The 18,329-nt window shown below is 61.6% G+C and carries 20 protein-coding genes; 13 read left to right on the top strand and 7 right to left on the bottom strand.

The window, feature by feature from the left end; genetic code table 11:
• The first annotated feature begins 9 nt into the window (after positions 1-9).
• From F6X42_RS13165 to F6X42_RS13135, 7 genes are read left to right on the top strand one after another with little or no spacing between them, the layout of a single operon-like run.
• Positions 10-279: a hypothetical protein gene (locus F6X42_RS13165; RefSeq protein WP_187634632.1), complete on the top strand. Its 270-nt coding sequence runs from the start codon at positions 10-12 to the stop codon at positions 277-279.
• Positions 279-539 (top strand): PAAR domain-containing protein, encoded by a 261-nt coding sequence (locus tag F6X42_RS13160; RefSeq protein WP_187634631.1) that lies wholly within the window; start codon positions 279-281, stop codon positions 537-539. Before F6X42_RS13165 ends, F6X42_RS13160 begins: the two co-directional genes overlap by 1 nt.
• Positions 536-1,444, top strand: coding sequence for a hypothetical protein (locus tag F6X42_RS13155; protein WP_187634630.1), 909 nt, complete (start codon positions 536-538; stop codon positions 1,442-1,444). The genes F6X42_RS13160 and F6X42_RS13155 overlap by 4 nt, the downstream gene beginning before the upstream one ends.
• Positions 1,431-2,201: a T6SS immunity protein Tli3 family protein gene (locus F6X42_RS13150; RefSeq protein ID WP_187634629.1), complete on the top strand. Its 771-nt coding sequence runs from the start codon at positions 1,431-1,433 to the stop codon at positions 2,199-2,201. Before F6X42_RS13155 ends, F6X42_RS13150 begins: the two co-directional genes overlap by 14 nt.
• The gene (locus tag F6X42_RS13145) at positions 2,201-2,461 is read left to right on the top strand and encodes a PAAR domain-containing protein (protein ID WP_187634628.1); all 261 of its coding nucleotides are present in this window, start codon (positions 2,201-2,203) and stop codon (positions 2,459-2,461) included. The genes F6X42_RS13150 and F6X42_RS13145 overlap by 1 nt, the downstream gene beginning before the upstream one ends.
• Entirely contained in the window at positions 2,458-3,867 is a 1,410-nt protein-coding gene (locus F6X42_RS13140) for a KPHS_23130 family T6SS system protein (protein ID WP_187634627.1), read from the top strand. Before F6X42_RS13145 ends, F6X42_RS13140 begins: the two co-directional genes overlap by 4 nt.
• The gene (locus F6X42_RS13135) at positions 3,864-4,325 is read left to right on the top strand and encodes a hypothetical protein (protein WP_187634626.1); all 462 of its coding nucleotides are present in this window, start codon (positions 3,864-3,866) and stop codon (positions 4,323-4,325) included. The genes F6X42_RS13140 and F6X42_RS13135 overlap by 4 nt, the downstream gene beginning before the upstream one ends.
• 56 nt (positions 4,326-4,381) lie before the next feature.
• On the opposite strand, the gene F6X42_RS13130 is transcribed toward F6X42_RS13135, so the two are convergent.
• The 4 genes from F6X42_RS13130 to F6X42_RS13115 form a co-directional block, all read right to left on the bottom strand.
• Positions 4,382-4,969: a hemerythrin domain-containing protein gene (locus tag F6X42_RS13130; RefSeq protein ID WP_187634625.1), complete on the bottom strand. Its 588-nt coding sequence runs from the start codon at positions 4,967-4,969 to the stop codon at positions 4,382-4,384.
• A gap of 87 nt (positions 4,970-5,056) precedes the next feature.
• The gene (locus F6X42_RS13125; RefSeq protein WP_187634624.1) at positions 5,057-5,374 is read right to left on the bottom strand and encodes a hypothetical protein; all 318 of its coding nucleotides are present in this window, start codon (positions 5,372-5,374) and stop codon (positions 5,057-5,059) included.
• 49 nt (positions 5,375-5,423) lie between these two features.
• Positions 5,424-5,711 carry a hypothetical protein gene (locus F6X42_RS13120; protein ID WP_187634623.1) on the bottom strand — a complete coding sequence of 96 codons (288 nt, stop codon included), beginning with the start codon at positions 5,709-5,711 and terminating at the stop codon, positions 5,424-5,426.
• An 852-nt stretch (positions 5,712-6,563) separates the two neighbouring features.
• Entirely contained in the window at positions 6,564-7,448 is an 885-nt protein-coding gene (locus F6X42_RS13115; protein WP_187634622.1) for a manganese catalase family protein, read from the bottom strand.
• A 407-nt stretch (positions 7,449-7,855) separates the two neighbouring features.
• On the opposite strand from F6X42_RS13115, the gene hmpA reads away from it, so the two are divergent.
• Together hmpA and F6X42_RS13105 are read left to right on the top strand one after the other, a co-directional pair.
• Positions 7,856-9,070 carry an NO-inducible flavohemoprotein gene (gene hmpA / locus F6X42_RS13110; protein ID WP_187634621.1) on the top strand — a complete coding sequence of 405 codons (1,215 nt, stop codon included), beginning with the start codon at positions 7,856-7,858 and terminating at the stop codon, positions 9,068-9,070.
• Positions 9,071-9,178: 108 nt separating this feature from the next.
• Complete coding sequence (locus F6X42_RS13105; protein WP_187634620.1) at positions 9,179-10,042, top strand: MBL fold metallo-hydrolase; 864 nt, start codon at positions 9,179-9,181, stop codon at positions 10,040-10,042.
• Between the two features lie 64 nt (positions 10,043-10,106).
• Here F6X42_RS13105 and F6X42_RS13100 read toward each other — a convergent pair whose 3' ends face one another.
• Both F6X42_RS13100 and F6X42_RS13095 read right to left on the bottom strand, forming a co-directional pair.
• Positions 10,107-10,577, bottom strand: coding sequence for a hypothetical protein (locus tag F6X42_RS13100; RefSeq protein WP_246530078.1), 471 nt, complete (start codon positions 10,575-10,577; stop codon positions 10,107-10,109).
• Positions 10,578-10,725: 148 nt separating this feature from the next.
• Positions 10,726-12,489 (bottom strand): RecQ family ATP-dependent DNA helicase, encoded by a 1,764-nt coding sequence (locus F6X42_RS13095; RefSeq protein WP_246530077.1) that lies wholly within the window; start codon positions 12,487-12,489, stop codon positions 10,726-10,728.
• Between the two features lie 138 nt (positions 12,490-12,627).
• Here F6X42_RS13095 and F6X42_RS45880 point away from each other — a divergent pair, with 138 nt between their 5' ends.
• A complete protein-coding gene (locus tag F6X42_RS45880; protein ID WP_376776365.1) occupies positions 12,628-13,233 on the top strand; it encodes a hypothetical protein in 606 nt (201 codons plus the stop codon).
• Positions 13,234-13,655: 422 nt separating this feature from the next.
• Here F6X42_RS45880 and F6X42_RS13085 read toward each other — a convergent pair whose 3' ends face one another.
• Positions 13,656-14,396, bottom strand: a complete 741-nt coding sequence (locus F6X42_RS13085) for a FadR/GntR family transcriptional regulator (RefSeq protein ID WP_187634619.1) — start codon at positions 14,394-14,396, stop codon at positions 13,656-13,658.
• Between the two features lie 243 nt (positions 14,397-14,639).
• Here F6X42_RS13085 and F6X42_RS13080 point away from each other — a divergent pair, with 243 nt between their 5' ends.
• From F6X42_RS13080 to F6X42_RS13070, 3 genes are all read left to right on the top strand, one after another.
• The gene (locus F6X42_RS13080; protein WP_246530092.1) at positions 14,640-16,187 is read left to right on the top strand and encodes a sugar ABC transporter ATP-binding protein; all 1,548 of its coding nucleotides are present in this window, start codon (positions 14,640-14,642) and stop codon (positions 16,185-16,187) included.
• On the top strand, positions 16,180-17,208 hold the full coding sequence (locus F6X42_RS13075; RefSeq protein WP_187634618.1) for an ABC transporter permease: 1,029 nt from the start codon (positions 16,180-16,182) through the stop codon (positions 17,206-17,208). The genes F6X42_RS13080 and F6X42_RS13075 overlap by 8 nt, the downstream gene beginning before the upstream one ends.
• A gap of 68 nt (positions 17,209-17,276) precedes the next feature.
• A complete protein-coding gene (locus F6X42_RS13070) occupies positions 17,277-18,221 on the top strand; it encodes an ABC transporter substrate-binding protein (protein ID WP_187634617.1) in 945 nt (314 codons plus the stop codon).
• Positions 18,222-18,329 lie beyond the last annotated feature (108 nt).

Here is an 18,329-nt window from a genome sequence, read left to right as displayed (position 1 = left end):
CAGGATGCGATGTACGTCACGTTGTTTGAACATAAATATATTCCCCTCTCTACCACTGGGCAGCGTTCCGCTTCTAACCCGTATGATCTGCAGAATGATCTGTCAAGTACTAACCGTTTTCCATTAGCGCCGGGATACGTCTACGGCAAGGATGCGAAACTGCCCGAGGGCGTCGGTAAACAGGTCAACGCCACCTTACCGTCGGGTCTTCAGACGCCTTCTGGCGCTGACCGCTTTACCTGCGACGCATCCATCCGCGATCCCAATGCGAGCGAATAATGACGAAACCAGTACGTGAAGGCGACCGCACAAGTCACGGCGGCGTTGTGAAGAAGGCAACATCCACTTTCACCGTTGATGGGAAAAAGGCCGCGTTGATTGGCGACATCGTGAGCTGCCCGGAGCACGGCGACAATCCGATCACCGAGCATGGCGAGGGGTACAGCGAAGGCGGTCGCAAATGGGTGGTCGATGGATGCAGGACATCGTGTGGCAGCGTGGTGAAGGCGAGTAGCGATGGAGTGAACATCCGGTCATGAAATGGTATCAAACTGATTTGCGGAAGCATGATCGGGTAATGGGGGCGTGTGCGTTGCAGAGCATTGGCTGGCAGGGCGTATCCAATGAACTGATCGGCGAACTGGGCGATACGGTCAAGCAGCGCATGCTGGCGCGGGGAACGCCCTGCGGTGACGAACCCGGCATGAAGCGATTCGGTTCGCTGCCGCCGATTCCGAATCCTGAGCCCGGAGTCAACCCAACCGAATTCTGGAACGGCAACCATCGCGCTGCGGGCATGCGGCTATGGACAGTGCCGGATGGCAACCAGCAGGTCAACATCAACGCCGAACAGGTTCCGAACCCGGTCACTGCTGAAGAAATGTCGCAACGCACCTTGCGCACCGTCACGCTGATGAAGGATGGGTCGATGTACGCGACGGAGATGAACCGCTACTTCGAGGAAGCACGCTCCGATCAGGATGCCCTGGGCGCGCGCGATGATAACGGCGTCTACCTTGACCCCGGCGTGCCCTATCTCGAATCCATTCACGACAGGGAGAAGACAATTTTTCCGAACGATCCCTATTCGGCCGCCGGTCGAACAGGAAGACTCGAAACTCAACAGGAAATGCTGAACCGGATCGAGGATTACCAGCCGATGCCGACCAATCACAGTACGCTGCCCCAGTTCGAGCCGTTCATGACGCGCGTAGCAGTGTGGGATCTGCCAATCGGCTTTTGCGATTCATTCGAGAATCCGGATTTTTGGGCACGGTTGATACGTGACGCAGACTGGCTGAACTACACCGATCCGTACTTCGCGTACGGGACGCTGAACGTGCCGCCAGTGCCGGAAGGAGTCGATAAGGAAACGGTTGCCGATGCGATCACGGAAGCGCAGGCCGAGCGACTGCGCAAGGAGGCGCTGTATGCGAAAAATTAATGCCTTTCGTGCCCTGAGCATGACGCTCGTACTTGCCTTAAGTGCCTGTCAACAGCAATTGACCTATGACACTGAGCATAGCCAGCAAACAATTAAGACGCGCCAGATTCCGGAACTGCACTACAACGTGCCGCCGCAGGTCATCTATCGCATTGACGATCACCGTTTCGTCACGCTGGAAAACTATAACCACTGCCTCGGCTATGCCTGGTACAGCGATACACGAACCGACGTGCGAACGAAGATTGGCCTGATGTGGCCAACCGGGTTTCGGGGAAGGTTGATTATCGACGATCCAAGCGGAATGAACGTGGCGATTCCTCGGGTGTCCAGAAATGTATGTGGTGATCGAGGTTGTATCGACTATGTCGCTTATTCGTCGGATGGTGGTCGCTCTTTTAACTGGACTCGTTACGACAACTACCATACAAGTTTTGATCCGGTTGCTGATTCCGACAAGTATGTAATCTCGGTTACCAAGGACGCGATGTACATCACGACGTTTACCTATAAGTACAGGCCTCTTTCTGAAAGAGAGATGCCTGTAACTTCCGAAACACACGACCTGCTGAATGATCCATCGATCACCGACCGTTATCCGTTAGCGCTTGGTTACATATATGGAAGAAATCCAAAATTGCCCGAAGGCATTCGCATCCAGGAAAATGTCAAGTTGCCGTCGGGTCTTCGGACGCCTTCTGGCGCTGACCGCTTTACCTGCGACGCATCCATTCACGATCCCAATGCGAGCGAATAATGACGAAACCAGTACGTGAAGGCGACCGCACAAGCCACGGCGGCGTTGTGAAGAAGGCAACATCCACTTTCACCGTTGACGGGAAAAAGGTCGCGTTGATTGGCGACATCGTGAGTTGCCCGGAGCACGGCGACAATCCGATCACCGAGCATGGCGAGGGGTACAGCGAAGGCGGTCGCAAATGGGCGGTCGATGGATGCAGGACGACGTGTGGCAGCGCCGTGAAGGCGAGTAGCGATGGAGTGAACATCCGGTCATGAAATGGTATTTGCCTGATGTGCCGGAATATGAGTACGGCAAGCCTCCGCCTGTCTGGCTTTACGTAGTGATGTGCGTTGTGATCTTTGTTGTCGGCGCTGTCATGACCGTTCTGACATGGCCGCAGGGCAAGCCGGTTGTGTCAGAGGACTTCTTCGTCCGGCTGCTGTTGCTACCGGCGCTGCTTGGCGGTTCCCTTTGCGCGGCGCTTTATATTCCGCATGAAAGATGGAGAAGCGACGTACGTTTCTGGAACGCTCTGTGCAAGTTAGCGCATGTTCAGTGGAAGCACTGGACCCGCGGGCAGGTTGTGATCCTCCGGAGCCTTGCGCTGACACCCGAACCGGAACTGGCCGAGCGGCTGCTCGGTCTGGAGGGGAGCATGCCGTCGAATCCAGGGGAAACGCTGTCGCTGAAGGTGGGCGCGCACGACGGGAAATCCCGGCTGGAATATGTGCTCGAACAATTGCTGTCGCCGTTTGTCCGTGATATTTCGCGCATCTGCCAGCACCATTCGCTCGATGTCGTACTGCAGTCAGGCAGCGAACACCATCTGACCGAGCTAAGGGCGCTCTGGCAACGGCTGAAATTGCCCGGCCTCGCTCGCATCAAGCTAGAGCCGTTCGATGCGAAGGAGGCGATAATCCACGAATGGTTCGAAGAGAGGGAGATGCCTGACTTTGTGATTGTGCTCGCGTGCCAGTTGCACGAAAACGGTGAAAAGCCTTTGTGGTCGGAAGCCGCAGTGGGAATGCTGATGGCGAAGCCGTCCGCCGTCGCACGCTACAACGGAAAGATCAGGCCGCAGGCACGAATCTTCAGGCCGATTCCTTCCACACCGGATGCGGTGCTGGACGCAGTGAAAGCGCTGATCAAGGCTGAACAGACGCCTGTCGACCGGATCAAGCATCTCTGGATGAGTGATCTGACAAAGCAGGGGCATAACGCAAGTATCGCGGCGGTCAGAGACGCGGGTCTGACGCTCGCGGTGCATGCGGTGGACGAGGCCATCGGCAGGCCCGGCCCGGTCAATGCGTTACTGCTTCAGACGCTGGCGGCGCAAATGGTCCAGCATGGACAGGGAACGCAGTTGATCGCTTCGCCGTCCGCCGAGGGACTGAGACTGAACGTCGTCGGGATGCAGGAAGCCCCTGTCGAGGAGGCTTCGGATTTCATGTATCCGCCCTGCCTCGCGTCCTTCACTATGGCCCTGATCTTTGGATGGGCCTTCTTCATGTTTCTGGCTGTTGAGACCGGCGGCCTCAATCCGATGCTGTTCTGGGTTTCATTCGGGCTCGTGATTTTGACATTCGTTGCACAGATCGCATTGGCCTTCTGGGAAGCGCGGAAGATTGGTCAAAGGTTCACGACCCGTCTGCGGCATTCATCAGCCGAGGAAGTGTCATGACGTTCCCCCAGCACCTGCGGCGGATTCCCATTCTGCTAGTTCCATTCTTCACCAGGTTCACCTGGGCAGGCATGCTTATCATGGCGGTTTATACAAACGTGGTGGGATGGTTTGTCGCGCAGGACATGGGCGATCTAGTATGGATACAGTACCCGCTGATGCTGCTGGCTTTCACGGTTGGGTTCATCGGGTATGACCTGTGGTGCCACTGGCAATACGGTGTTGCGCATGCGCTGTATATCGAGGACGTGATTGACGGGGTGTGTCCTGATACCGAACAGGAAATCTGCGAGGCCGCAATGTGGCACTGGTACGCGAAGCGAGGAAGGCCGTGGTGGATTAGCCGGAACCGTGAGCGTCCACAGTTGCGCTTCGTTGACGGGTGGCGGCGCATGGCGGCGTATCGGCGCGCGATGAAAGCCGAAGCCTTTCGGCTCAGGAAAAATCAAACCCCGTGATTTTCTGAAGAAATGCCACCCTACATGGTCGCCAAGACGACCCTCGATGCGACGGATCATCCGCGGCGGGTGGCGCGCCGCGGCCTCGGCAGCCAATGCCGCAGGGCGAGCAATAAAGTCGATCCCAGCAGCAGCGTGGCGACCGGAAACGTGCCGGCCGCATTCACCGCGATGTCCATCGGACGCTCGCCGAGCAACTGCATCCGACGGCGCGTCATCGCGGCGCCGAGCGACTGCAGATCGCTCTTCAGCGCGCGCTCGGCGTCGGGCAGCAGGATGGTTTCCTCGTCGGCGACATGATGGGCGACTTCGCGGATTAGTTGAAAAAAGATCCCGTCGTAGGCGGCGTTCTCGGGGCCCATCCCGCGCAGCTTCGCGATCGTCGCGCGCATCTCGTCGTGTTCGAGACGGCTTTTGCTCAGTGTTTCGTCACGGCCGAGCGCGCGGTCCAGCGCCGGGTAGAAAATTTCTTCCTCCAGCTGCGCGTGGATGTCGAGCGCGTCGCACACGCCGTTGACGATCGCGCGTTTGCGCCACCACGGCGTGGACGCGTGGTATCGGTGCGAAGCCGCGAGCACGTGCATATGGTCGAGGCGGATCATCGACGTGATCGACGGCGACAGCGCTGAGGCGTCATTGGACATGGCGGTTCTCCAGGGCAAGGGTGCTCGCGGATACCGCATGCGCCATTCCCGCTGCCCGGCTATCGATCGACCCGGCGCCAGCGCCTGCTAGCGGAGCGCCTTGCTGCTCGTGAGGGCGCTCAACGCCGAGTCCGCGGCATCCGCCGCGCGGGCGAACAGATCGTCGACGACTCTGCGCGCCGCGCTATATCCGCCCATCAACGCATCGGCTTCGCTGTCGAACGGCCGGCCGCCGGCAGCATCGAAGCGCAGCGGGCAGAACGTTGCGATCGCATTATCTGCCTGATAGACGTGAACCACCGCCGCGTAATGCGTGCGTACCGCCGCGCGCCTGGCGGGGCGCAACGTGAAGTCCGTCTCGACGGTCACCTCGATCGTAAACCCGTGGTATTCGTAGGTCCGCATTGTCATTTCCTTCGCCGCGTGAGTGGGTGATCGTGCCGGTGCGCGATGATCACGCGCGACCGGCGCGGCGCTCATCGCCGCCGCGCGCGTTCGGTCGGCGCTGGCTCCATGCTTCGAGCGTATCGAGCCGAGCGAGCAGCAGGCGCGCTTGCGGCTGCAGCCCCGGCGGCAGTTCGGCATTAGCCTCGATGCGCGCGCGCCAGTAAGCCGGCATCGCGACCACCGTGGCATGCCACTCGACGCGCTCGCGTTGAACGAGCCGTTCGAGGCGCTGGACCATCGCGCCGATGTGCGTCAATTCGTTTGCGACGTCGTTATAGCTACGCGCGGCTTTCACAGATGGTCTCTCCGATTTCTTGTTAGTCGTCGTCGTGGGTCATGGTTCGACCGTACCGCGTCGCCGCCCACTTGATGGCGCGTCGCTTCAACGTCTTCAGTTGAGCGGTCAATTTTTCGTCCGGCTTGCGCGGCATCGGCAGTAAGTCGTACCGGCCTGCTGGTGATGTCGGAAAACGCCGGAATCAGCATACGCCGATGTTCGCCAAAAAAATAAATCGCGCTACGTGTCCGAAACTGTCGCGTTGCAGGCAGCCCCGTCGGCACGCGCGTTGCGTGGCGTGCGGCGAGAATTCGAGCGACCTCGTGATACAGCGCTCGAAATGAGGTTGGCGCGATCGCCCGCCACTGCAACGCGTGATCTGGGTCAAAATATCGACTGGCGGTGCGGTGATTGCGCGCACATTCCGTTACCTCGTTCGCGATCGAGTTAGCGTAGCGCGATCAACGCGTATCGAGGTTGAAGGAGAGCCGAAATGCCTGACGTCCGGCAAAACCGCTCGTGCGCCATCCATGCACGCGAGCGCGCAGATTCCGCGAGTTGCAATCACAATCGCGCCTCGCCTCGCGCTGCGAGCAAGCGTCGCACGGCGGCGCTGCGCGCAACGCTGGTCATCACATTCGCGGTCGCCGCGACGGCCGCGTGCTCGACTGGGGCCGAGCGCATCGTTGCGCAGCCTCCGGGTCAACAGACGTGCAATGTGGCCGGCAAGTTTTGCGACACGTTTTTCGGACCTTGACGAAACGCGCGCCAACGCCTGAGCCGCGCCGGCGCGCGAGACCACAAGGAATTGATGACCTGTTCCTGCGGGGTAGTCATCTGATGCATTGTCGAAAGCCCGCGCTGGCGTGTTCACCCGACGTCGTTGCTGCGCGGAACTTCGCTGCCTATTTCCGCGCCAGTGGTCGGATCGCTCGACGGGTCCGAGCGCAGACGCGTCGCCATCGCGGTGAGCGCGGATTCCTGTTGCGCTTCGAGGCCGACCGACGCGCTGCCATCGCCGCCATCCACCGCCGGTTCACCGTTTTGTATCGTGAGACCGGTGCCGCTGTTCCACGGTGCGTTGATCACCGCTCCGTTGTGCGACATCTTGTAGTAGACGCTCGCGAATTGCTGTGTCGGCGGCAGCTTGCCCGGAGGGAAATTTGGCGTGATCGCATACAGCGCTTTCTCGAACGACTTCTGATGCGCGACTTCGCGAGTCATCAGAAAACCGAGCGCCTCGCGCACGCCCGCATCGTCGGTCACGTTGATCAGCCGTTCATAGATGATCTTCGCGCGCGCTTCCGCGGCGATGTTCGAGCGCAGGTCCGCGGTCGGCTCGCCGATCGTGTCGATGTACGCGGCGCTCCACGGTACGCCGCCCGAGTTCGTCAGCGGCGCTCCGCCGCCGTACAGCACCTGGGTAATGTGACTGTCGTTGCCCGCGCCGTTCAGCCTGCGGTAAAGCTCGGCCTGCTGCTCGACCGCTTCGGCGAGTTCCCCTTTCGCGCCGCGGTTCAACATCGCGACGATCGAGCCGATGATCTCGAGGTGGCTCAGCTCTTCGGTTGCGATATCGAACAGCATGTCCTTGCGCCCTGGATCTTCTTCCGCAACGGCCTGCGTGAAGTAGCGCATCGCGGCGGCCAGTTCGCCTTGCGGACCGCCGAACTGCTCCAGCATCAGATTCGCAAGACCGGGATGGGTCGTGCCGACGCGAACCGTGTATTGCAGCCGTTTGTTGTGCATAAACATCGTGACCTCCATTCGAGTTGGATACTGTGGGCCGTCCATCCCCCGTGCCACGCGTGCGGAGCGCGGTTCGTCGTGAGCGGCGCGCCGTTCGCCGCGCACGCTGCGTTCCCGGTCGGATCGAGTGGCGTCGTCAGCGAACCGGCGATGGCGTGCACGGCCGCCGATGTCGGCCACATCACGCGGCGCGCGCATCGTCAAGGGCGTGTCCGAGGCCTTCGGCATATGGACAGCCGGCATTGGTTGGAGCAGCATGGTCGCGTGGATAGGCTACGAGCAGCGGGCAAATGCTGTCCGAACGCGCATGTGTGCGAGGGCGATAACCCAGATACCCGCACTGCGGTAACGACGCTCTTTCGAGTTGCGTGCGCGAGCCAGGCAACAATTCGTCCTAATGCAGGAGGAAAGACATGCTGACGCAGAAGACCAAGGACATCGTAAAAGCCACGGCCCCAGTTCTGGCCGCGCACGGCTACACGATCATTCAACGCTTTTACAGGCGGTTGTTCGAGGCGCATCCCGAGCTGAAGAACGTATTCAATATGGCGCACCAGGAGCAGGGACAGCAGCAGGAAGCGCTCGCCCGAGCCGTATACGCGTACGCCGAGAACATCGAGGATCCGGGCAGTCTCGCCGCGGTGCTGCGCAATATCGCCAACAAGCACGCGAGCCTCGACGTCAAAGCGGAGCACTATCCGATCGTCGGTGAACATCTGCTTGGCGCGATCAGGGACGTGCTCGGCGAGGCCGCGACCGACGACATCATTTCCGCGTGGGCGCAGGCCTACGGCAATCTCGCGGACGTGCTGATGGGCTTGGAAGCCGAATTGCGCGAGACGCGCACGGCGCAGCTCGGCGGCTGGACCGGATGGCGCACGTTCGTCGTCAAGGAAAAGCGGCCCGAAAGCAGCGTCATCACATCGTTCATTCTTGAACCGAAGGACGGACAGCCGGTCGTCAACTTCGAGCCGGGCCAGTACATCGGGATTGCCGTCGATGTGCCCGCGCTCGGCCTGCAGCAGATCCGTCAATACAGTTTGTCCGACGTGCCGAACGGCCATACCTATCGGATTTCCGTCAAGCGCGAGAGTGGCGAGGCGGGCCGCCCGCCGGGCTATGTGTCCTCGCTGCTGCACGATCACGTGAACGTCGGCGACGAGGTGAGACTGGCGGCACCGTACGGCACTTTCTACATCGACGTGCATGCGAAGACGCCAATCGTGCTGATCAGCGGCGGCGTCGGTCTCACGCCGATGGTCAGCATGTTGAAGCGCGCGATTCAGGACCCGCAGCGGCGCGTGGTGTTCATTCACGGTGCGCGCAACGGCGCGGTGCACGCGATGCGCGATCGTCTGCAGCAGACCGTCGCCACCCAGCCGAATTTCGGCGCGATCGTGTTCTACGACGCGCCGCTCGGCACCGACGTGCAGGGCCGCGACTTCGACTACGCGGGTTTCATCGACCTCGGCAAGCTGCGCGACGAGATTTTGCTGCCCGACGCCGACTACTACATCTGCGGTCCGGTTCCTTTCATGCGACTGCAGCACGACGCACTGAAAAACATGGACATTCACGAGTCGAAGATCCACTACGAGGTGTTCGGCCCGGATCTGTTCGCTGAATGACGCATCCCATCGTGCCGCGCGACGGCGCTCGCGCCGTCCGCGGCGGCACGATGATTCGATAGCGGAAGCGACAAGCAGGGATGCAGTCACCGTGATCGGGAGTGCCACATGAAAGTGCACCATCTGAACTGCATTTCGACTTGCCCGCTGTGCGGCAAGCTGTTTAACGGGCACCCCGATTCGTTGATCCGCCGTGGTCATCTGACTTGCCATTGTCTGCTCGTCGAAAGTTCGGCGGGGCTCGTGCTGGTCGATACCGGTTTCGGTCTGCGCGATGTTGCCGATCCCTGTTCGCGCCTGAGCAAATTCTTCCTGCGGATGCTGAAGCCTGAGTTCCGAAACGAAATGACGGCGATCAGGCAGATCGAGCGGCTCGGTTTCGACCCGCGCGACGTGCGGCACATCGTGATGACGCACCTCGATTTCGACCATGCGGGCGGGCTCGACGACTTTCCGCGCGCGGCGGTGCACATGCTCGCGAGCGAGCGCCAATACGCGGCGCAGCAGAAGACGTGGCTGGACCGGCAGCGCTTCCGGCCGCAGCAGTGGTCGTATCAGAACATGTGGCGCGTGCATTCGCCGCAATACACCGAACGTTGGGAAGGCTTCGCCAAGGTCCATCCGATCGAGGAGCTCGCGAGCGAAATCGCGCTCGTGCCGCTGCGAGGACATACCTATGGTCACGCGGGCGTCGCGGTGCACGGCGAGGGCGGCTGGCTACTGCTCGCGGGCGACGCCTACTTCGACAACGGCGAGCTCGACCCGGCGCGTCCGCATTGCGCACCCGGTTTGCGCTTCTACCAGTGGATGCTCGCAAAGGACCGCGCGGCACGACTGTACAACCAGCGCCGTCTGCGCGACCTGGCGAAGCGGGCGAGTCCCGCGTTGACGATTTTTTGCAGTCACGACGTCGACGAATTCGAGCGGCTCGCGGGCCGTTCGGTGGCGGTGCCGCCGGAGCAGATGGCGTGATGCTCGCAAGCTGGCGACGACGCCCGGTGTTAGAGAGCTGGTCGCTTTTTTTGTGCGAGGCATTTCATCGATCCGGCCGCCTCAGCAGCGCGGCCGCGAGCAGGCCGGCGCCGAGCGCCACATAGACATTGCCGAGCGAGCGGCGCGACAGATGCGCCTCGAAACCCGGCGTGAGCCGGTCGGGCACCACCTTGTAGTCGACGACATACGCGCTCGCCACGGTCGCGGCGGCGGCTGCCGCAGTGGCGCCGGGTCGTCGCGACGGGGCGGGGCCGGCCATTCGATCGACGAGCGCCTCGAACATCACCGCCCAGAAGATCGCAGCCGCCTGATGGATCGTGAAGCCGGTCACCGTATGGCGAATGCTGAAGTCGCGTTCACGCAGCGCGCGTTGCGGCCACAGGCTGTGGGTGACGGCATTGATCGGCGCGAACGCGCTGCCCGATGATGCGTCGGTGGATGCCGCCGCAGCTGTCGCCGCCGACAGGCAGCCGGCCAACAGACCGGACGGGACGGCTCGCGTAGCGTCGCACAAGTGGCCTGATACCACGGCGAAGCGTTTTTGTACTCTAGCGTTTTCATGGCAGGGCTCCGATTCGGGCGCGTGAGCGCTCGCCCGTGGTCGCGGACAGAGGTATGCGCGAGGAGCAGCATGGCGCGTTCCGCGCGAACGATGCCGTGCATCACGCGATTTCGGCCTTCACGAAGCTCGCCATGAACGTGCGGGTCGTGCCGTCGGGAAACAGCACCGCGACCTGTTCGTCAGTTGCGAAGACCACATGGCCCGAACCGTATTTGCGCACGCGGACAGCGTCGCCGCGGCCGAAGCGCGGCTTCCCGCTGGCGTGGCGCGGCAGCTTTTTATCGTCCGGTGCGCTCCGCTGCGCTTCGAGCGTTGCCGCCAGCGGATTCAGGCAGTTGTCGCAGGTGCCGCAGCGCTCGAAACCCTGCGCATCGCCGAAATACTCGAGCATCACGCGCCATCGACAGCCGCCGGTTTGCGCGTAGTCGATCATCTGTTGTAGTGCATCGCGATCGCGTTTCGCGAACTGCGCGTAGCGTTCGACCGCGGCCTCGATCGCACGGTCCTCGCCACTGCCGGGGCCAAGGTCGCGGCTAACCTCGCGTAGCCGATACCGCTGCAGCCGGTCGCGCGATACGTGCCGCGAGTCGGTCAGCATCTTCAGCGCGACGGTGAGCTTGTTGCGGCCGACGTCCGGCACCGCGTCCAGCAGCTCGCGCGCCGTCACGCCAGGACCGGGCGATTTCGTGTGCTGCGCGAGCGCGTCGCAGATGCGGCGCAGCAGCGCCGCATCGGGATAGCGACCCAGCGCCAGAAACTGTTGCACGCGTCGATCGTTCAGATCGAACAGCAGCTCGCAGCGCGCGACCTTGCCATCTCGTCCCGCGCGGCCGCTTTCCTGGTAGTAAGCATCGATGCTGCCCGGCATCTGGTAATGGACGACGAAGCGGATATCGGGGATATCGACACCCATCCCGAACGCGTTGGTCGAGATCACCACGCGCACGTCGCCCGACACAAAGCGCTCCTGCGCGTCGTGCCGCTCTCGCGCGGGCATACGGCCGTGATAGCAGGCCGTGGCGACTTCCCAGCCGCGCACCGTCGCCGCCAGTCGTTCGGCTTCGCGCACGGTCGCCGTATAGACAATGCCTCTGCCGGTCTCGCTCGCGAGCAGCGTACGCAACGCGGCAGTCTTTGCTTCTCGCGCGCGCGTCGACGCCCGCTGGCGCCCGCCCGCGACCGACACCTGCGTGACCCGATAGTGAAGATTGTCGCGATACACGCCGGTGTTCACGATGCACGGCTCGCGAAGACCGAGAGAGCGCACGATGTCGTCGCGGATGTCCGCCGTCGCCGTCGCGGTCAGCGCGAGAATGGGCGGCTTGCCGAGCGCCTTGACGGCATCGACGATGCGCAGGAACGCCGGGCGGAAGTCGTGCCCCCACTGCGACACGCAATGCGCTTCGTCGACGACGACGAGTTCGATGCGCTGACGCAAGCGCCCGTGCAAGGCGTCGATCAGCTCCGGCCGCGTCAGTTGCTCGGGCGTGACGAACACAATGCCGCGGCGCGCGCCGCGTAACGCTTCGTAGGTCGCGCGCAGTTCGGCGGCCGGCACCGTGCTATTGATCCGCCAGGCGTCGACGCCGGCCTCGCGCAGTTTGTCGAACTGGTCTTTCATCAGCGCGATCAGCGGCGACACGACGAGCGTCCAGCCATCGAGATGCAACGCCGGCAACTGGTAGCACAGCGATTTGCCCGCGCCGGTGGGCATCACGGCGAGCGTGTCGCGCCGTTCGAGCACGCTGCGGATGATGTCCCGTTGGCCGGGGCGCAGCCGGCTGATGCCGAACACCTCGCGCAGCGTCCGGCGCATCGCGTTCAGACGGGCGGACGTGTCGCGCATGGCGGGGGTGTCGTTCATGAAAGTTGGCGGTCGGCTTGCGCCGCGGTGAGTAAGCCTGCGGCGCAGCAAACACCGTACCGCGCCGAGGCGCCGCGGCCGGGAATGCGATGTGCTGATTCGTGATGACGTGACATTGATGGCCAAACGGGTGGACTCGTGAGCAAGCAACAGAAAAGCGACGCGTATCCGTACGCATCGGGCGGATGGGGGTCGCTCAAGGCGGTTGCGAGGATCCTGCTGCAGGAAAAAGCCCTGCTGAAGGATAGTCAGGTCCTGATGCATCAGAACAAACCCGACGGCTTCATGTGCGTCAGCTGTTCGTGGGCGAAGCCAGCCGATCCGCATACGTTCGAGTTCTGCGAGAGCGGCGCGAAAGCCACCGCGTGGGATCTCACGGCCAAACGCGTAACGCCCGATTTCTTCGAAGTCCACACGGTCAGCGAGCTCGCGAAATGGCACGACCACGACGATCGCTTCAGAGGTATCAAGGGTTCGCGGATGGTGATCCTGATGAATCCGGCCGACATGGCCAAACGCGGACGCGCGCAGGGCGCGCGCATCGCCCTCGAGACGATCGCGGACGACGGCGTCGAGCGCCGCGTCGACGGACTGACCGTCGTGCCGTTCGACGTGCCGCAAGGATGCATCGGCGGCTATTACCCGGAATGCAATCCGCTGCTGCCGCTGTGGCACTACGCGAAGGAGAGCAAGGTGCCGGGCGCGAAGTCGATTCCGGTGCGGGTCTCGGCGGGCACGCGGTAATTGGCACGGCGGGGAGGTGTGCCAGCGCTTTGCGCGCGGGAATTGGCGTGCCGAACGGGGACCGAAGCGGCGCAGAACCGCTGGACTTGGGAAGATGAAAGTAGATACAAAGAGGCCGGCGTCGTTACCTGTGCCGGCCGTCAATTACACCCGGGCAGCGCGTGAAGGGCATGATAAGCGCGTGCCCATCTCCATCATAGTCGGGCCAGCGGCGCGTGACGTGCGCGTCGCGTGTTGGTAACCCATGAGTTTCGTACGAGGCGGTACTTACAGATTTAGTTGCGCGAGCGGACCAAAACTGCGGCTTTGCGAACTTCAACAACTGAAGTGGCATGCACCGCGCCAGGCGGTCGCAGCGACCCGCTTATGGCGTCGACGATCACCTGTTTTTAACTGGCCATTCAACCGGTTGAACTCGCAACTCAACCGAGTCGCACGCGAGTAACTTTACCGTCCGCATCGTCGGGCGCAACTTTCTTGATGTCACTTCCGACCCAACGTTCTTCAGAAGATTTCAGATGCGATCGCATCGCCGCTTCTGCGGCAATAGGGTCGCCTGCTTGCAGTGCATGCAGGACTTTTTCGTGCTCCTCAACCGCAGCCATCCATGTGGCTGTATTTTCGGCGAGTTCGCTAATCCTCGCCCCGATCGGATCGCGCCTCGCGTCAAACAGATTGGCCACATAGCGGCTCAACACCGTATTGCCGGCCGCTTCCGCAATGATCAGATGAAACTGTCGGTCCGGTTCCAGAGGAGATTTGTTGGCAGAGGCGAGGCGATGCATCGCATCCACGCTGCGCCGCAACCGGTCCAGAGATGTGGCCGTAAGCCGCGTACTGGCGAGCACGACGAGGCTGCCTTCGATCACGGCACGCGCCTGCATGATTTCCGTCGGACTTTCGCCTAGCACAGCCAGCGATCCTTCACTTTCGGTTGCGGTTTCGCGCACATAGACGCCCGACCCTATGCGGGTCTCGACGCTGCCGCCGATTTCCAGTGCGATCAACGCCTCGCGCAGAGACGGACGCGAAACACCCAGTTGCTGCGACAAATCGCGCTCGGCCGGCAGTCTCGACCCCGGAGGGAAATCGCCTCCGTGGATGAGGCCGCGAATCTGGTCGGCGACCAATTGGTAAAGCCGCTTTGGCTCGGTCTGTTTCATCTTGCTGTCGGAAGGAAAAATATGGCCCGATCGTCTGATCGACCGGCGATCAAGTCTAGCACGCAAGCGCGACAACGTTTTCCGCACATTTGACAGGAGGGATACGGGTTTGTACTCGGTAAGGCCAATCTGGATATAACGAAAATTGGCTTGACCAAACGGGCCTTTTATTCTCTAATCTGCCTCAGATTGGCCTGACCAACATCAGTGCCGTATTCAAAGAAGGAGACACGCGTGACAGATTTGAGCGCTGAACTGGCCCCGCGCGCGGTGGACGGCTTCGCTTCGAAGGAACCCCCGGAGCTATTGAAACTCAGCGGGCTGGGGAAGCGATTTCCCGGTGTCGTTGCACTGGAGGGCGTGCACTTCGAATTGCGCCGCGGCGAAGTGCACGCGATTTGCGGCGAAAACGGCGCGGGCAAGTCGACCCTGATGAAAATCGTCAGCGGCCAATACCAGCCCGATGCCGGCACGATCGTTTTTCGCGGCATGGAAAGGCGGTTCGCATCTTCACTCGAGGCACAGGAAGCAGGCATTGCGATCATTCACCAGGAACTGAATCTGGTGCCCCACCTGTCGATTGCGGAAAACATCTACCTGGCACGCGAGCCCAAACGCGGACCGTTCATCGATCGCGCACGACTGAATGGCAACGCCCAGAGCGCGCTCGCCCGCATTGGCTTGTCGTTGCCGCCCACCAGGCTGGTGGGGACGCTGTCGATCGCCCAACAACAGATGGTCGAAATCGCCAAGGCTCTCTCGCTCGACGCCCAGGTGCTGATCATGGACGAACCCACTTCGTCGCTCACCGAATCCGAAACCATGCACCTGTTCCGGATCATCAAGGAGTTGCGCGAGAGCGGGGTCGGCATTGTCTACATCTCTCATCGTCTGGACGAGATGAAGCAGATCGTCGACCGCGTCACGGTGCTGCGCGACGGACATCACATCTCGACGGACGATTTCGCGGCGACCAGCATGGATGAGATCGTTGCGCGGATGGTCGGCCGGGCGTTGAATGATGCATACCCGCCGCGCCGCTCGGTCCCGACGCAGGACGTGCTGCTGCGTGTCGACAATCTGTCGCGCGCACCGGCATTTGGGCCGGTTTCGTTCGAACTGAGGCGAGGCGAAATTCTCGGCTTCGCCGGCCTGATGGGCGCAGGGCGGACCGAAGTGGCACGGGCGATTTTTGGCGCTGACCAGCCGGACCGCGGCGAGATTCATATCGGGAGCGAGCGCGTCTCGATCCGCTCACCTATCGACGCGATTCGCCACGGCATCGCGTATCTGTCGGAAGACCGCAAGAGCGACGGCCTCGCGCTGAAGATGCCGGTCGCGACCAACATCACGCTGGCCAATATCGAGGCGGTGTCGGGGCGCGCCGGCTTCATCCGTTTCGCCGAAGAAGCGGCCACCGCACGGCATTACGTCGAAACGCTCGGCATCCGCACGCCGACGGTCCATCAATTCACGCGCAACCTGTCCGGTGGCAATCAGCAGAAGGTTGTCATCGGCAAATGGCTGTTTCGCGAATCGAAGATTCTGTTTTTCGACGAGCCCACGCGCGGCATCGATGTCGGCGCGAAATACGCGATCTACACGCTGATGGATCAGCTCGCCGCGCAGGGCATTGGCGTCGTGCTGATCAGTTCGGAATTGCCCGAAATCCTCGGCATGTCCGATCGCGTTGCGGTATTCCACGAAGGCCGGATCGCCACGATCCTGGAGACGCGCCACACCAGCCAGGAAGAAATCATGCACTTTGCATCGGGACGGAATCATGCTTGAAATAACATCCGAACAGAGCACTACTGTCGACACCAGCGCGAAGCTCCGGCGCCGCGACCTGATCCAGAAATTCGCCGCGCTCGGCAGTCTGATCATGCTGGTGGTCGTCTTTTCATCGACCAGTTCCGCGTTCTTCTCGGTCGAAAACGGCATGACGGTCGCCTTGCAGGTGACGTCGATTGCCTATCTCGGTGTGGCGGCAACCTGCGTGATCATTACGGGTGGAATCGACCTGTCCGTGGGTTCCGTGCTCGCGCTGTCCGGCGTGGTCGCCGCGTTGCTCGTCAAAGCGGGCGTGCCGATTCCTCTCGGCATGTTCGGCGGCGTGGTGGTGGGCGGCCTGTGCGGGCTCGTCAATGGCCTGTGCGTCACGCGCATGGGTCTGCCGCCCTTTATCGCCACGCTCGGCATGATGCTGGTCGCGCGCGGTCTCGCGCTTCAGATCACGGGTGCGCGCCCGGTTTCGGGACTCGGCGACGCGTTCGGCGAACTCGGAAATGGCGCATTGTTCCGCATCTCGCATATCGGAGCGGATGGGTTCCCCGATACGGTATTTCCGGGGATTCCGTATCCCGTGATCATCATGGTCGTGCTGGCGGTGGCCGTGTCGATCATGCTGACGCGCACCTCGCTCGGGCGGCACATCTACGCGGTCGGATCCAATGCCGAAGCCGCACGGCTCTCCGGCGTCAATGTCCGACGCGTCACCTTATTTACCTATGTGCTGTCCGGCGTACTCGCCGGTCTGACGGGTTGCGTGCTGATGTCGCGCCTCGTCACCGCGCAACCAAACGAAGGCGTCATGTACGAGCTCGATGCGATCGCGAGTGCCGTGATTGGCGGGACGTCCCTGATGGGCGGTGTGGGCACGATCTCCGGTACGGCCATCGGTGCGTTCGTCATCGGCGTGCTGCGCAACGGCCTGAACATGAACGGCGTGTCGAGTTTCGTCCAGCAAATCATTATCGGACTGGTCATTCTCGGCACAGTCTGGATCGACCAGGTCAGAAATCGTCGATAAAGCACATCGAATGATGGCATTCGAGAAGTCCAACAAAGCAGTGCAATCACCAACCCAAGGAGTGAGACATGAGGAAGACGTATCTGGCATTGGCCGCCGCACTTTTGACCGCAGTGATGGCGCACGCGAATGCGGCGGGTGGAGAGATCGCCGTGATCGTCAAGACGGCCAACTCGAATTTCTGGCAAAACGTGCAAAAAGGTGCAACGGAGGGCATGAAAGGGCTGAACGGCTACACGATGACGTTTCAGGGACCGGCGACCGAGTCAGCCGTGGCCGACGAGGTCAATATGGTCGAGAACGCGGTGAACCGGCATGTCGCGGGAATCGTGCTCGCGCCGTCCGATCCCGACGCACTGGTCCCGGCAATGAAGAAGGCCTGGGAGGCAAAAATTCCGGTCGTGCTGATCGATTCGCTCGTGTCCGATTCCGGCAAGCAGTATTACCAGTCGTTCCTCTCGACCGATAACGCCAAGGCCGGTGAGTTGTGCGCGAAAGCGATGATCGACCGTGTCGGACAGACGGGGAAAGTCGCCGTGATGTCGTATGTCGCCGGCGCGGGTTCTGAGATCGGCCGCGTGGGCGGTTTCCGGAAGTATCTCGAGCAGCACTCGAAACTCCAGATTGTCGGACCGTTCTACTCGCAGTCACAGATGGCGACCGCGCTCAATCAGACGACCGACGTGCTGTCGGCCAACCCGGATCTGAAGGGCATCTTCGGTGCGAACGAACCGACCGCCGTGGGGATGGGGCGCGCGTTGGCGCAGTCCGGGAAAGCGGGCAAGATCGTCGCGATCGGCTTTGACGGCAACCAGGACCTCCAGGGCTTCGTCAAGGATGGAACGATCCAGGCCATCGCTGTTCAGGGCTCGTATCAGATGGGCTACAAAGGCGTCAAAACGGCGGTGGATGTCATCGAACACAAGCCGGTTACGAAGCAACTGGATACCGGTGTCGTGATGGTCGAGAAGGACAACATCGATCAGCCCGCCGCGAAGAACGTGTTGTATTGAAGCGCGGCGCGGACGACGCCAGACGGCGTTGTCCGCCCTTGAGGACTGCGCCGTTCAGGACGCGCTGTAAGGCGTTGAACATCCAGCAACGAATCCCTGGAAACGGAA

It is taken from the genome of Paraburkholderia podalyriae, from assembly GCF_014397785.1.
Taxonomy (GTDB): Bacteria; Pseudomonadota; Gammaproteobacteria; order Burkholderiales; family Burkholderiaceae; genus Paraburkholderia; species Paraburkholderia podalyriae.
Note: the sequence above shows the minus strand (reverse complement) of the source record. Positions and strands in the feature narration are given on the sequence as shown.

Coding starts and splice junctions, on each gene's coding strand:
- F6X42_RS13165 (WP_187634632.1), top strand. CDS start 10: ATGTACGTCACGTTGTTTGAACATAAATATATTCCCCTCTCTACCACT.
- F6X42_RS13160 (WP_187634631.1), top strand. CDS start 279: ATGACGAAACCAGTACGTGAAGGCGACCGCACAAGTCACGGCGGCGTT.
- F6X42_RS13155 (WP_187634630.1), top strand. CDS start 536: ATGAAATGGTATCAAACTGATTTGCGGAAGCATGATCGGGTAATGGGG.
- F6X42_RS13150 (WP_187634629.1), top strand. CDS start 1,431: ATGCGAAAAATTAATGCCTTTCGTGCCCTGAGCATGACGCTCGTACTT.
- F6X42_RS13145 (WP_187634628.1), top strand. CDS start 2,201: ATGACGAAACCAGTACGTGAAGGCGACCGCACAAGCCACGGCGGCGTT.
- F6X42_RS13140 (WP_187634627.1), top strand. CDS start 2,458: ATGAAATGGTATTTGCCTGATGTGCCGGAATATGAGTACGGCAAGCCT.
- F6X42_RS13135 (WP_187634626.1), top strand. CDS start 3,864: ATGACGTTCCCCCAGCACCTGCGGCGGATTCCCATTCTGCTAGTTCCA.
- F6X42_RS13130 (WP_187634625.1), bottom strand. CDS start 4,969: ATGTCCAATGACGCCTCAGCGCTGTCGCCGTCGATCACGTCGATGATC.
- F6X42_RS13125 (WP_187634624.1), bottom strand. CDS start 5,374: ATGCGGACCTACGAATACCACGGGTTTACGATCGAGGTGACCGTCGAG.
- F6X42_RS13115 (WP_187634622.1), bottom strand. CDS start 7,448: ATGTTTATGCACAACAAACGGCTGCAATACACGGTTCGCGTCGGCACG.
- hmpA (WP_187634621.1), top strand. CDS start 7,856: ATGCTGACGCAGAAGACCAAGGACATCGTAAAAGCCACGGCCCCAGTT.
- F6X42_RS13105 (WP_187634620.1), top strand. CDS start 9,179: ATGAAAGTGCACCATCTGAACTGCATTTCGACTTGCCCGCTGTGCGGC.
- F6X42_RS13095 (WP_246530077.1), bottom strand. CDS start 12,489: ATGAACGACACCCCCGCCATGCGCGACACGTCCGCCCGTCTGAACGCG.
- F6X42_RS13085 (WP_187634619.1), bottom strand. CDS start 14,396: ATGAAACAGACCGAGCCAAAGCGGCTTTACCAATTGGTCGCCGACCAG.
- F6X42_RS13075 (WP_187634618.1), top strand. CDS start 16,180: ATGCTTGAAATAACATCCGAACAGAGCACTACTGTCGACACCAGCGCG.
- F6X42_RS13070 (WP_187634617.1), top strand. CDS start 17,277: ATGAGGAAGACGTATCTGGCATTGGCCGCCGCACTTTTGACCGCAGTG.